Consider the following 14,649-nt stretch of genomic DNA (forward strand, 5'->3'; position numbering starts at 1 on the left):
CCTTTATTGGGTTATTCAAGCTTTTTAAACACTTTTTTTTGACCTTTTCTTAACTTTATCTTTAACTAACTGATATCATGTTTTTTGAAAGAACAAGTTTTTTAAACAAATCTACAATCTAATACACGTTAAACTCCTTTTCTTGTCAAAATCCCATATTTCATTGCGGACAGATCGCTTTTTACTTTCCATTCCTATCTATACAATATTAATGAATTCAAACATTATTGCACTATTTATAGCTTATCGCTACACTTTGCTCGTCCAGAAGTTACTTTCGTGACATCATCTAAGCACATAATTAAACTAACCAAGGGTTTTGTCCGATACATTATATTGTACTAGTACTTTTTCACTCCTATATATAAGGTAACATAATATTGCTCGAAATAACTAAGAATGCTGGCTTAATAAAGTTCGCGTTAGGGATAGCAGCGAAAAGCCCACAGGCTCGCCTTTTTTTTGGCGGGACGAGGACTTGAAGCGAATAGCCCGACCGTTTATAAAAAAGAGGCTATTATCGATATCGATAATGGCCTCTTTTTTATAAACGGTAACGCACAAATGAAAATCTAATCGAAACGTATGGCTTTGACTGGTGAAATTTTGGTTATTATAAAGGATCTACTTTTCAAGGGCCAGAAACTTCAGGAACACAAAATCTCACCTTTACAGAAAAACCAGATTACGGAACAATACAAATATTGCTGGTTCCGATCAGTTATTATTGCTAGGTAATCCGTATTGATCAGCATTGGACACTAATAAATTTATTAATGATAACATTGGTTCTGTAGAAAAATCAATTACTAATGGAGCTAAAGGCGGAGCAATCTATTCTGGGAACATTACTCAACCAATAATACGCACAATTTAGGTGTTTTCCAAGATGGCTGTAAAGTTTACAATAAAGTCGGAGTTTTAAAACCAAGTGCTACAGGAGTTGATTTTATAAGTGGTTCTGTATCTTCCTCAAAATTACTTCCGAAAAGATATAATCCAGTAGGACAAGGATTCTTTGTGATTGGAAAAATTGAATCTGCTGGAACTGTAACTTTTTATAATAGGCAACGAGAGTTTATTAAAGAGGATAATATCAGCTTATCGCAGACTGTGTATAGAATTTATTCAAAAGTTAAAGATTTAAATCATTGAACTAATAATAGTGATGCTAAAATAGCATATGACACATACGATGGAGTACGTTTACGCTTCAATTTTTACAATCAAAATTTTCTCGGACAAGTACTTTCAGCTTTTATGGATGAAAAAGAAAATAATGAGATGAATGATGGTTCCGATGCCTGTAATATCGATGATTCTCCAAGTGATATGCATTTGTTGAACGGGGAAAATGAGCTAACAATACAAGGTGAAGTTTATTTTGATATAGAAACCTCCTACGCTATTGGTGTTCAATCTAACACAACAGGAAGAATATCTTTTGTTTTGGATGGTTTGGAAAATTTTGACGAAAGTCACAATATTTTTATTCGTGACAATGAAACTAATACCTACAGTAGGATCAAAGAGTAAGTCTACGAAATAGAACTTCCGCAAGGAACCTTCAACGAGCACTTCTCATTACGTTTCACCGATAAAAGTCTTGCTACAAAAGATCAAATGTCTGATAACGCTACTACCGTATTCTTTCTACGTTCAAATAATGTGTTAAATATTAAAAATAGTGCCAATAATAACAACGTGTTAACTGCTACATTATACAACATTCAGGGAAAATTAATTTCTACATGGGATGTGAAGGAATAAGAGCAGTCCAACATTAAAATACCTATTCAGAACAAAACTTCAGCTGTGTATTTTGTGAAACTCAAAACGTCTAAAGGAAACATTAGCAAGAAAATTATCGTAAAATAATTTTTACTCCGCTTTAATTTCAAAAAGATTTCTTTTAATCGGGAAGTATTTTTTTTTGTAAAATACAGTCCTGATACAAGCAAATCGAAAGCAGGAATGTTATTAAAAAATAGAAATAAAATCATCTGAAAAATGGTAGTTTCATTCTTTAAATAAATATTACGTAACAGTAAAATGACTTTTATATTAACTTAAAAATAAACTTACATTTTTTTATTATTTATGTATTTCATCGACTTTATCTGTATTTAAACCGATTATTTCAAATGATTAATTTAAATTTAGTTTTCGAAAATATTTGTGTTACGGCGCTTAACATTTTACAACGAAAAATTAAACCATAATTAATTAAATACTGTGATTGAATTATGAAGAAAACTACTCCAATAAATAAAAAGCTGTTTTTTACAATCAATCTGCTATTTATTATAATTTACGGTTATTCCCAAACAACACAAACATACAGCACTTCTGGAACTTTTACAGTTCCCACAGGTGTTACCAGCTTAAAAGTTGAAGCTTGGGGAGGAGGGGGAAGTGGAGGTACAAGAACATCAAATGGAGTTAGCGGCGGCGGCGGTGGCGGTGCTTATGCTAAAAAAACAGTAACCGTTATACCAGGAGAACAATACACTTATATTGTAGGTACTGGAAGCACATCAAATACATCTGGTGGCGATTCTTCATTTTCTTCACTAGTCCCAACTATTCTTTTACGAGCAAAAGGGGGTAATAGTGTAGCAGATAATACAACAACTGGAGCAATTGGAGGATTAACTTCAGGTTGTATAGGCGATATAAGCTTTAATGGCGGTAGCGGTGCTGCAGGTAGTGGTGGAACATTTAGCGGAGGCGGTGGTTCATCAGCAGGGACAGCTTCTAATGGTACTACTGCTACAAATCAAACCGGAGCAACAGCTCCTTTGAATGGAGGAAATGGTGGCTCAGGCACAAATACCAGTAATAATGGATTACCGGGAATTATTCCTGGCGGTGGCGGTGGTGGTGCGTTTCGTACATCATCAGTTAACAGAACAGGCGGCTCTGGAGCTGATGGAAAAATAGTTGTTACTTGGGTGGCGCCTCAAGAAATAAACATTCTTGGAAATACTATAGCTATAACTGACGATGACGTCACTCCGAGTCCCACAGATTGGACAGATTTTGGGTCAATGGAAACCAGTACGGGAACTATCACAAAAAAATACACCATTCAAAATACGGGGAATCTTGCCCTATCTATTGGTTCCATAACTATTTCTGGAACTAATGCTGCTAATTTTACACTTACCGCAAGCCCTAGTACTTCAATTGCTGGAGGAGCAAGTGCTACATTTTCTGTTACTTTTGACCCTGAAACTGTAGGAACAAAAACTGCCACAATTTCAATTATAAACAATGACTCTGATGAAAATCCATACAATTTTGCGATTAAAGGAGTGGGAATCCAAACTTTTTTTGACAGCGATGGAGATGGCGTTTACGACAATTTTGACATTGATGATGATAATGACGGTATTATGGACGCTACCGAGGAAATAAATTGCAATAGTTCAAAGGGACGTAAAGTAGATTATAAGTTTCTTAATGAAACCTTTGGAACAGGCGGTAGAACTTCAGACTTTACTGCAGCCTATAATGCAACAACAACCTATTGTTATGAGGACGGAATAGTTGGTTCTAATACAGCAACATGTCCTTTTCAAACAAGCAAAATATTAGATGATGGAGAATACACAGTGGTTTCCAAAATCACGGGAACCGTAGCGAGCGATCCTGAAAATATTCATGGCGATTTAGCTTGGTACAATGGAGAAGATCATACCACAGGAGATATTAATGGAAGAATGGCAGTATTTAATGCCAGTTTTGAACCGGGTGTGTTTTATGAAACTACAATTACAGGCATATTGTCAAATCTGCCCATAACCTACAGTTTTTGGGCATTAAATATCATGGCATCATCTACGTACCCTAATTCAATTTTGCCCAATATAACCGTTGAATTTTTTGATTTGTCCAATAATCCGCTAGCTTCTTTCAATACTGGAGACATTGGGAGATGTTCCTCTAATACTTTAGACAATAGCTGTTCTCAAGGAGTCTGGCAACAATTCACCACTAGCGTTAATCTGGGAAACATCAATGCTTTTATCATCCGATTCAAAAATAATGCTCCCGGGGGTGGCGGTAATGATCTCGCTTTGGATGATATACTTATCTCACAAACCTTATGTGATTTAGACAATGATGGCGTTGCGGATATGTTTGATTTGGATGCCGATAATGATGGAATCGAAGACATTATTGAAGTGGGTTTAGGAAATTTAAGCGATGGTAAAGGTAAGATTGCTGTGGCTTGGGCCGATTCAAACGGAAATGGATTGCATGACAATGCCGAGCCAAGCGCGGCATTAGTAGCACTTGATTCGGATGGAGACAGCATTCCAAATTACTTGGATTTAGACAGTGATAATGATAGTGTTTTTGATGTGGATGAATCCGGTGCAGGAAATACTAGTGCAGCTGCAAGCTTTGTTAATGGTGATGGGGATATCAACGGAGACGCGACAGGAGACGGATTAGATACGGAAACTTTTAGGAGCAAAGACACTGACGGCAACGGAACTTCGGAACTTTTTGGCGATGGAATACTAGACATTTACGATTACGGTACCGGAGTTAATCAATACGGGAATTTGGGACAAGGAAGTACAGTTGCTCCTTTTCTGAATTATCTTTTGGATACTGATGGTGATGGAATTCCGAATTATATTGATGTAAAATCTAACGGACTTATATTTGATATCTCAAATACGTTGTTAATCTATGATTACAAAATTTTGGACAGTAACAGTAATGGTATTATTGACGGTGCTACTGATATTGATAAAGACGGAATTATGGATGCTTTTGATACCAATACCGCATATTTTGGTTCTCCTAGGGATTTGCGTACCAAATTATTTCTTGATTTTGATGGTCGAAACGATTACGGACAAAGTACTTCTATTCTTGGTGGTTTAACCAATGCTTCTTTAATGGCATGGATCAATTTGAATCCTGCTTTTTCAACAGATGGTGTTGTTGTGGGTCAGGATAAATTTCAAATTCGCGTTACTGCTGCCAAAAAACTGGAAGCAATAGTTAATGGGACAACAGCGACTTTTATTACAGCGCTGAATGTTTCTCAATGGTACAATGTAGCCACGATTTATGACGGAAATAATTTGAAACTTTATCTCAATGGCGCTTTGGTAGCAACCCAAGCTGCGTCAGGAAGTATCGCTGCTGATCCATCAGTTCTCACTTTAGGAAAAAATCCAGTTGCAAACACAAATTATTTTAAAGGAAAAATAGATGAAGTACGTGTATTCAATATTGCGCTGACGGATCCACATTTACAAAGAATGGTGTATCAGGAAATTGAGGATAATAGTTCACAAATTAGAGGAACGATCGTGCCTAAAAACATTGCCTCTACTCCTGCTTCCCTGCCTTTTGCAAACGTACTTCGATATTACAGAATGGACAATTATAAAGATGATATTATTGATGATTTGACAACTCCTACAATTGATATTAGTGGAACAAAAATCTACAATCATAAAAATATTTATCTTCAACAAGCTCCATTACCTTTTTTAACGGAACGAACTGGAAGTTTTGCAACAGCAGTCAATAGCCCTTCCAAAGAAATTCGAGGAAATGACATTATGGAGAATGACTGGTCCATCGTAAAGGTTCAACATGATATCACCGAAACGGCCAACAACATTGATTTAGGAATGCTGGTAGCTACCGAAAAAAAAATTGTTATGAATAACAATACCAAGATACAAAATGACTGGTATCTAAAATTAGACGGAACAATCGACTTAACCGGAATGTCACAATTGGTGCAAACAACGGAGAGTACCTTAGACGTGGCCAGTACAGGTTTTATCGAAAGAGATCAACAAGGGCAATCCAACTTTTACAACTACAATTATTGGAGTGCACCGGTAAGTCCTATCAATACCGTAGCCAACAATACTAATTATACTGTAAATGGGGTATTTAGAGATGGGACTAATCCTGCAAGCCCAGCAAGTATCACTTGGGTTAGTGGATACAACGGAGCACCAACAAATCCAGTTAGCATGGCGCGTTATTGGCTTTATAAATTTGATAATAATGCCAGTGCTTACGCAAATTGGATTCAAATAAATGAAACCAGCCCGTTACGTGTAGGTCAAGGGTTCACCTTAAAAGGAAGCGGCTCGGCCTCGGGTACACAAAATTACACCTTTGTAGGAAAACCGAATAATGGAACGATATTGACCAATACCGTCAGTGCCGAACAATTGTTGCTAACCGGAAATCCTTATCCATCCGCCCTAAATGCGTATGCTTTTATAAACGACAATCTGAATTCAGTAGACCGAGTTCAAGACGTTGGTTTAGATGGAACCATTTATTTTTGGGAACATTCCTCCAATAATAATACACATGTATTAAAAGATTACTTAGGTGGCTACGCCGTACTCAATTTGTCAGGCGGTTTACCACCTGTAGTGCCAGACTTGATCAGTGGTGTTGGGTTGAGTAATAAAATTCCAAAGCAACATATTCCAGTGGGACAAGGATTTTTTGTCTATGGAAAAACAGGCGGTGGCGGAACAGTAATTTTTAATAATGGACAACGGGCGTTTCAGAGGGAAATTGACTCCACTTCCAACACCCTTTTTAAAATCAAAGCTAAAGCCAAAGCTGAAAACGCATGGGATACAAATACCAATGATCCAATACAAAAAGACACGTTAAAAAGAATTCGTTTGGGATTCAATTCTACTAATAATTTCCATCGTCAAGTATTGTTAGCGTTCATGCAGGAGAAAGCAACCAGCGCAATTGATTACGGTTATGACGGATATATTCTGGATAATTTCCCTAACGATATGTATTTTTTAAACGGAGCCGATCAACTGGTAATTCAGGGAGAAGGCTATTTTGATATGGAATCCTCCTTCCCTATTGGGGTAAAAAGCGACATAGAAGGAACCATAAAATTCATGATTGATGATGCAGAAAATTTTGAAACCAACCAACCTATTTTTGTGTATGATGACGAAACAAAAATGTACCATAACATCAGGAATAAAACTTTTGAAATCAATATTCCTAAAGGGGAATTCCACAACCGATTTTCATTGCGTTTTAAAGATAAAACCCTTGCTACAAATGAAGAAATCAGTAGTACAAATGATATTGTAATTCTGCATTCACAAAACAAAAATACGCTCGTAATCAATAATAAATTACTGGATACAACAGTTCAAGATGTCACCTTATTCAATATTCTTGGACAGGCCGTTGCCAATTGGGAGATTGAAAATCAAGGTCAGGAAAACATCCAGCTTCCTATAAAAAAAATAAGTTCAGGAGTGTACATTGCACTACTTAAAACGTCAACAGGAGTTCTCAGCAAAAAGATAATTATTAATTAATTCGTTTTTTCTGCGAAAAAATCAAATACAATTAAATACATATTAATGTAAATCGTATCGATTAATTTGAATTATTATTTATATTTGAATTGATATTCGATGTAAAATAGAAACCGATTTTAAAATTTAGATAATGAAAAAAATAGTAACATTTGTAGCAATAGCATTCCTTATCCTAAATGGTAGTGCACAGGAAGTCAAAACTGTAACTAAAGATCAAACGAAAAAAGAATCCTGTTGTACAAAAAAAGACTCAAAGTCAAAAGATATGACTGCAGCAGAACTTGAAAAATGCAAAACAAAATGCAAAGCTGAAGGGAAAAAATGCGATGCCACAATGGCTAAAGCAAGTGGAAAAAAATGTTAATCTAAAAGATTCTTATTTTATCTAACAGAAAACGCCTCTAAAATTTAGAGGCGTTTTTTATTGGTATATTTCGTGAGGGAATCCGTTTTTATTTTACCCTGACACTCCATTCAAAATCCATTTCTGATACCTGAATTCCTTTTTCATCGGTTCCTATGGATTTCATCCAGAAAGTTTGTCCTACTCCAGTGGTTATGGTTTCTTGAATTGCTTTTTCTATCAAATGCCCATCATTACAAGTAAAAGTAATTCTGCCAGTCGCTTTTTTCGTAAAATTACCTTTATTATTGGCTACCAACATTGAGATTTTCCTGCCGCTTTTTTGAATTTGAAACATTACCAAAGCTCCTGTAGAAAGTTCAGCCGCCATGGCTTGTACTGCAAAATACATCGAGTTAAATGGATTTTGGTTGATCCAACGGTGTTTTACAGACACCACACATTGGTTCTCATCAATGGTTTTTACACGTACACCACAAATAAATGCCGACGGTAATTTGAACAATAGAAATTTATTAAGTTTTGACGCGGTAAGTTTCATAAGTAGTTACTGTTTATTTTTTAAAGAAATATAATACCGCCATTGCTTCTTATTATTGGGTTTTTAAATCCTGGCGGGTTCATAATCAGTGGTTTTTTTGCTAAAATACAAAAAAATAGTATGCGTACATATAAAATTGTTTTGTTAATTTTATGTTAATTTTAGGTACTATGTGAAACAAGATACTGTCTTTTAGATATATATTTGCATAAGAAATTACTAGGTAACATATTTAGTAATTGCGCTGAAAGTTTTAATCATCATCAAAATCAAAAAAAATGGAAACAACTACTGAAAAAAACATCGCAACATTTACACATTTGAGTTCACTTACTCAATATTTCATTCCTTTTGGAAATTATATTTTTCCAATAATTCTTTGGAGTACCAAAAAAGAGGAATCCGAATTTGTAGATCATCACGGAAAACAAGTTCTGAATTTTCAATTGAGTTTATTACTCTACTCCTTAGTGCTGATTATGATTGCGATTCCTTCGTTTCTTATTTCAGCTTTCGAAAATGTTTCTTTCCAATCATTGGTACATCATAATGACATTACACTTTCGAATTTCAACTTCGAAGACAACATTGCACTATTAACGGTTGGATTAATTTGCGTTTTGATTTTCGGACTTTTGAAAGTGGCTGAATTCTTTTTAATTATTTATGCCTCGATCAAAACATCAAACGGAGAACGATACAAATATCCAATAACGATTCCGTTCATTAAATAAGGAAGCAATCAGATTAAAAGAGAAAAAACGTAATACATAAAGCGAACAAACTAGCCCTGATTGCAATGGAAATCCTTTTATATTTTTTCTTTAAAAATATAAAAGATTGAAATGGAAAGCAGGAATTAGCTCCAAAAAAATTAAAAGAGTATCAGGCAATAGGAGATTGCTTCGTTCCTCACAATGACAAATCATCATCCGAGCCAGAAAGGCGAACTGGCAAAACAATCAAAAAATGAACGGTTTAATCAACACAAAATCAAAAAAAAGAAATTATGAACATTGAAAACACGAAAGCTCAAATGCGAAAAGGTGTTCTCGAGTTTTGCATCCTATCTGTTTTAAAAGAAAAAGATGCCTACACATCGGAAATATTGGACACTTTGAAAAATGCAAAATTATTAGTGGTGGAAGGAACCATATATCCGTTATTAACACGACTAAAAAACGATGGATTGCTCAACTACCGTTGGGAAGAATCCACTTCAGGACCGCCAAGAAAATATTACGGTCTGACAGAAATTGGACAAACTTTTTTAAACGAATTAAATGGTACCTGGACTGAATTATCCGATGCCGTAAACCTAATAACCAACCAAAAACAATAGTCATGAACAAAACTGTAAATATAAACCTAGGCGGAATGTTTTTTCACATCGATGAAGATGCATACCAAAAATTGACACGCTATTTTGACGCGATAAAACGTTCTTTATCCAATTCATCCGGACACGATGAAATCATCAAAGATATTGAGATGCGTGTTTCGGAATTATTGAACGAAAAGCAAAAAACGGATAAATATGTTATCGGTTTAAACGATGTAGACGAAGTGATTGCCGTTATGGGTCAACCGGAAGATTATATCATTGAAGATGAATTGAAAGGAACAAATACCTATAACAGCACCGCAACGAGAGCTACAAAAAAATTATATCGTGATAAAGAAAAAGGAATGATTGGCGGAGTTGCTTCAGGATTGGGACATTATTTTGGTATTGACGCCGTTTGGATCAGAATCGTACTCATTTTATTGGTTTTTGCTGGATTTGGAACTGGAATCCTGGCGTATATAATTCTTTGGATTGTGACTCCAGAGGCTCTCACTACTACAGAGAAACTGGAAATGACAGGAGAACCTGTTACGATTTCCAACATTGAAAAAAAAGTGCGTGAGGAATTTGAAAATGTTTCTGATAAAATAAAAAATGTCGATTATGACAAATACGGCAATCAAATAAAAACAAGTGCCGGGAAAATAGGAAGCTCTTTTGGTGATTTCATCATGACTGTTTTCAAGATTTTCGCAAAGTTCTTAGGAGTACTTTTAATACTTGGAGGAGTAACTGTATTATTTTTTCTTTTAATTGGAATTTTTACCCTAGGTTCAGGTGCATTTATTGATTTCCCATGGCAAGGTTTTATAGAAGCGGGGAATTTTACAGATTATCCAATATGGGCCTTTGGACTTTTAATGTTCTTTACCGTTGGAATTCCGTTCTTTTTTCTAGCATTATTAGGTTTTAAACTTTTAGCCCCTAATATGAAATCAATAGGGAACATTGCTAAATACACCTTGCTGGCTCTTTGGTTAATCGCAGTTGCATTAGCAATATCAATTGGAATAAAACAAGCCAGTGCGTTTGCAGTTGATGGACGAGTGGTTAAGAAAGAAACTATCAATTTGAATCCGAATGATACGCTTTACATCAAATTCAAACACAATGATTATTTTGCTAAAAATGTGGAAGACCGTAATGATTTCATGGTAACACAAGATTCTACCGGAACTGATATTATTTATTCGAATGAAGTAAGTATCAAAATCGAAAAAACAGATGAAAAACTGCCTTATCTTCAGATTGAAAAAGAGGCAAGAGGAAAATCATTATCAGAAGCAAAACAAAGAGCCGAACAAATTAAATACGGTTATAAAATAATTGGCAATCAATTGATTTTAGACAACTATTTACTTACTGATTTAAAAAATAAATACAGAGATCAAGAAATAGAAATAACATTATACTTACCAGAAGGAACACTATTAAAACCAGATACTTCAATACAAAATTATGATAGATCAGATGACGAATATTTTAATTTGCACTACAGTTCAGGTAATTACATTTACAAAGTTGAGAATTCTCAAATAAAATGTTTAAATTGTCCTGCAAATGAAAACGAGTACAATGATGTGGACAGTGATACTGAAAACGACAGTACAGATGTGACAGTTACCATTAACAACGACGGAGTTTCAATAGAAAATGATACTATAAAATCAAACAATAACAATAAAGGATTGAAAATAAATAAAGACGGTATAATCATTAAAACGAATTAGTCATGTTAAAAATCATCACATTAATTACAAAATTCATTCTGGTTGTATTCAGTGCTTTGTTACTCGCTTCGTGCAACCACACCATCAAATTGAATTCAATAGAAGGAAGTGGAAATGTAACCACCGAGAGACGAAATGTTGAAGGTGATTTTAAAAGCATAGAAGTCAACAACGGCATAGACCTGGTTATTGAGCAATCAGATAAAACGGAAATAGTGGTTGAAGCTGATGATAATTTACAAAAACACATTACCACCACAGTAGAAAATGGAACCCTTATTATTTCTTGTAATAAAAATTATTTTTCTAATATAGGATCTAAAAAAGTTACTGTAAAAATGCCAATTATTGATGAGCTAGAGGCCACAAGTAGTGCAACGATAACGAGTAAGAATACACTGAAAGGGGAAAACATCCGATTAAATACTTCTAGTGCCGCCTCCATCGATGTGAGTATTGAATCTGACAATATTACTTGTGACACCAGTAGCGGAAGTAGCATCACGATTAATGGGAAAGCATTACAGATGAAAACGACTGCATCAAGTGGTAGCGAAATCAACGCTGATAAATTATTTGCAAATGAAGTTAGTGCCGATGTTTCCAGTGGAGCTTCCATAAGTGTTCATCCTATAGTCAGCTTAACTGCAAAAGCATCCAGCGGAGGGGATATTAATTACGATATACAACCAAAATCAATTCAGAAGAATACCAGTTCTGGAGGCAGTATTAGCAGACAGTAAAAAAAAATTCAAATTTTAAAAATAAACATCCACCAATCATGGGTGTTTTTTTCGCTTTAGTTAATCAAAAAGACCTAATCAACTCTTTATTTACAGTAAAATTTAAAACAAGTGGGCATTTTATAAATTAATGTCACTTCCTAAAAAAACAATACAGCACTTTTACCAATCATCAATCAAAATCAATAAAATCATGAAAAACAATCTCTTGAAGGCTGCATCCTTTGCCGCATTATTTTTTGGAGCTACGACGCTACAGGCGCAACAGAATCCAGCTACTACCCTATCGAGCAAGGCCGTATCAAAATACAATTATCACGATACTTTTGGCCCTAATTTTTACGCTAAAAACGGTACCGATTCCCGCTCCGCCAGTGGACAGCCCGGTCCAAAGTACTGGCAAAACAAAGCCGATTATAAATTATCAGCCACATTAAACGATAAAAACAATGAAGTTATCGGCTCGGAAATTTTAACCTACACTAACAACAGTCCAGATAAAATTTCTTTTTTATGGATGAATGTCGATCAGAATTTATTTAAAAACAATTCTCGCGGAAAAACCGTAATTCCAATAACTGGTAGTCGTAATGGAGATAAAGGACAAGTTTTTGACGGCGGTCACAAAATAAAATCGATCAAAATAGTTTCTGGGAAAAATGGAAAGACTGTCGAGACGGAAGCCAAATATGAAATAATCGATACACGAATGCAAGTATTCCTTCCTCAGGATGTGAATCCAAATGGAGGAAGTATTAAACTTAAAATTGACTTTTCATTTATTTCTCCAGATTACGGATCAGACCGAATGGGGGTTTTAGAAACCAAAAACGGCAAGATATTTACAATGGCACAATGGTACCCTAGAATGTGTGTTTATGACGATGTCAAAGGTTGGAATACCTTACCTTATTTAGGCGCTGGCGAGTTTTATCTGGAATTTGGTGACTTTGATGTAACCATAACAGCTCCTGCAAATCATATCGTAGTTAGCTCCGGTGAATTAATGAATGCATCTGAGGTATATTCTGCTGAACAGCAAAAACGATGGGCAACTGCTTCTCAAAGCGACAAAACAGTGACAATTCGTTCGGCGGAAGAAGTAACAAATATTGCTTCAAGACCTATTGGAGAATCTACTTTAAATTGGCATTTTAAAATAAAAAATGCTCGCGATGTTTCTTGGGCATCTTCGGCAGCATTTATTATTGATGCCGCAAAAATTAATTTGCCAAGTGGTAAAAAATCATTAGCCATTTCAGCCTACCCTGTTGAAAGCGGTGGTCAAGATGCTTGGAGTCGTTCAACAGAATACACAAAATCATCGGTTGAAAATTATTCTAAACGATGGTTTGAATATCCTTATCCCACAGCAACTAATGTAGCAGGAAACGAAGGCGGAATGGAATATCCCGCAATTGTGTTTTGTGATTGGCAATCAAAAGGCAAAGAGTTATGGAGAGTTACGGATCATGAATTTGGACATGGATGGTTCCCCATGATTGTGGGCTCTAACGAACGTTTATTTGCCTGGATGGACGAAGGATTTAATACTTTCATCAACTCATTGAGTGCCGAAGATTTCAATAAGGGAGAATATAAACCCAGACGACCTTCAGATATGCAAAGAATGGCAGATATGTTAACCAATCCGAAATTAGAACCTATTATGACCGCTCCAGACGGGATGAAAGAACATAATATGGGATTACTCGCTTACGAAAAACCGTCCTCAGGATTAGTTATGTTGCGTGATCAGGTGCTAGGCAAAGAACGTTTTGATAAAGCCTTTAGAGTTTATACCGAACGTTGGGCTTTTAAACATCCAACGCCAGATGATTTTTTCAGAACTATGGAGAATGTTTCCGGAGAAGATTTAAACTGGTTTTGGAGATCATGGTTTGTAAACAATTGGAGTTTAGACCAAGGCATTTCTAAGATAAAGTATTTAAAAAATGATCCTAAATTGGGAGCGCTTATTTACATCGAAAATCTGGAAAAAATGGCTATGCCTGTCGTATTAGAAATTAAAACCAAAAGCGGAACTATTAGTCGTGTGCAACTACCGGTAGAAATATGGCAACGCAATACATCCTGGTCATTTAAACATGCTTCTACTGAAGAGATTGACACCATTACTTTAGATCCAGATCAAGCTTTACCTGATACAAATACAACAAATAACGTGTGGAGTTCAGAGAAAAGTGAGCTGGAAAAAGCAGTTATTTTAGATGAATATTTGGGTGATTTTGTAAGTAAACAGATTTCAGTAAAATTAGCTTTTAGCGAAGATAATGGAATACTTGTAGTAACTCCAGAAGGCGAAACATCCATTCATTTTGACTCTATTGGTAAAGATACGTTTGGTGCTGATCAGGAAGGAGGGATTGAAATTCAGTTTAAAGAGAATAAAACAGAATTTACCTTAAAAATGGAGGGTCAGGAATTCTTGTTTACCAAGGCATAAAGAAAATGCGCTAAGAAAGAAGTTGTCCATAAAAAAAATCATTTTACTAAAATCAAAAAATCATCCATCACAAGCGGATGATTTTT

At 35.3% G+C, this 14,649-nt stretch carries 10 protein-coding genes; 9 read left to right on the plus strand and 1 reads right to left on the minus strand.

Features of this window, described 5'->3' with window-relative positions:
* Positions 1-1,260 precede the first annotated feature (1,260 nt).
* From ACP7AQ_RS12285 to ACP7AQ_RS12300, 4 genes are all read left to right on the plus strand, one after another.
* Complete coding sequence (locus ACP7AQ_RS12285) at positions 1,261-1,536, plus strand: hypothetical protein (protein WP_426095648.1); 276 nt, start codon at positions 1,261-1,263, stop codon at positions 1,534-1,536.
* Between the two features lie 252 nt (positions 1,537-1,788).
* Positions 1,789-1,878, plus strand: coding sequence for a T9SS type A sorting domain-containing protein (locus ACP7AQ_RS12290; protein WP_426095757.1), 90 nt, complete (start codon positions 1,789-1,791; stop codon positions 1,876-1,878).
* Between the two features lie 368 nt (positions 1,879-2,246).
* A complete protein-coding gene (locus ACP7AQ_RS12295) occupies positions 2,247-7,367 on the plus strand; it encodes a choice-of-anchor D domain-containing protein (RefSeq protein WP_426095649.1) in 5,121 nt (1,706 codons plus the stop codon).
* Between the two features lie 133 nt (positions 7,368-7,500).
* On the plus strand, positions 7,501-7,734 hold the full coding sequence (locus ACP7AQ_RS12300; protein ID WP_426095650.1) for a hypothetical protein: 234 nt from the start codon (positions 7,501-7,503) through the stop codon (positions 7,732-7,734).
* 88 nt (positions 7,735-7,822) lie between these two features.
* Here the strand turns inward: ACP7AQ_RS12300 and ACP7AQ_RS12305 are convergent, their stop codons facing one another.
* On the minus strand, positions 7,823-8,275 hold the full coding sequence (locus ACP7AQ_RS12305; RefSeq protein ID WP_426092247.1) for a DUF4442 domain-containing protein: 453 nt from the start codon (positions 8,273-8,275) through the stop codon (positions 7,823-7,825).
* Between the two features lie 278 nt (positions 8,276-8,553).
* Here ACP7AQ_RS12305 and ACP7AQ_RS12310 point away from each other — a divergent pair, with 278 nt between their 5' ends.
* The 5 genes from ACP7AQ_RS12310 to ACP7AQ_RS12330 all read left to right on the plus strand — a co-directional run bounded on the left by ACP7AQ_RS12310 (position 8,554) and on the right by ACP7AQ_RS12330 (position 14,563).
* The gene (locus ACP7AQ_RS12310) at positions 8,554-9,009 is read left to right on the plus strand and encodes a DUF4870 domain-containing protein (RefSeq protein WP_426095651.1); all 456 of its coding nucleotides are present in this window, start codon (positions 8,554-8,556) and stop codon (positions 9,007-9,009) included.
* A gap of 275 nt (positions 9,010-9,284) precedes the next feature.
* Positions 9,285-9,617, plus strand: a complete 333-nt coding sequence (locus ACP7AQ_RS12315; RefSeq protein ID WP_091205948.1) for a PadR family transcriptional regulator — start codon at positions 9,285-9,287, stop codon at positions 9,615-9,617.
* 2 nt (positions 9,618-9,619) lie between these two features.
* Complete coding sequence (locus tag ACP7AQ_RS12320) at positions 9,620-11,353, plus strand: PspC domain-containing protein (protein WP_426095652.1); 1,734 nt, start codon at positions 9,620-9,622, stop codon at positions 11,351-11,353.
* Positions 11,354-11,355: 2 nt separating this feature from the next.
* Positions 11,356-12,096, plus strand: coding sequence for a head GIN domain-containing protein (locus ACP7AQ_RS12325; protein WP_426095653.1), 741 nt, complete (start codon positions 11,356-11,358; stop codon positions 12,094-12,096).
* A gap of 193 nt (positions 12,097-12,289) precedes the next feature.
* Positions 12,290-14,563 carry a M1 family metallopeptidase gene (locus tag ACP7AQ_RS12330; RefSeq protein WP_426095654.1) on the plus strand — a complete coding sequence of 758 codons (2,274 nt, stop codon included), beginning with the start codon at positions 12,290-12,292 and terminating at the stop codon, positions 14,561-14,563.
* Positions 14,564-14,649: the final 86 nt, after the last annotated feature.

The sequence above is a fragment of the Flavobacterium sp. DSR2-3-3 genome (assembly GCF_049896585.1).
Classification (GTDB): domain Bacteria; phylum Bacteroidota; class Bacteroidia; order Flavobacteriales; family Flavobacteriaceae; genus Flavobacterium.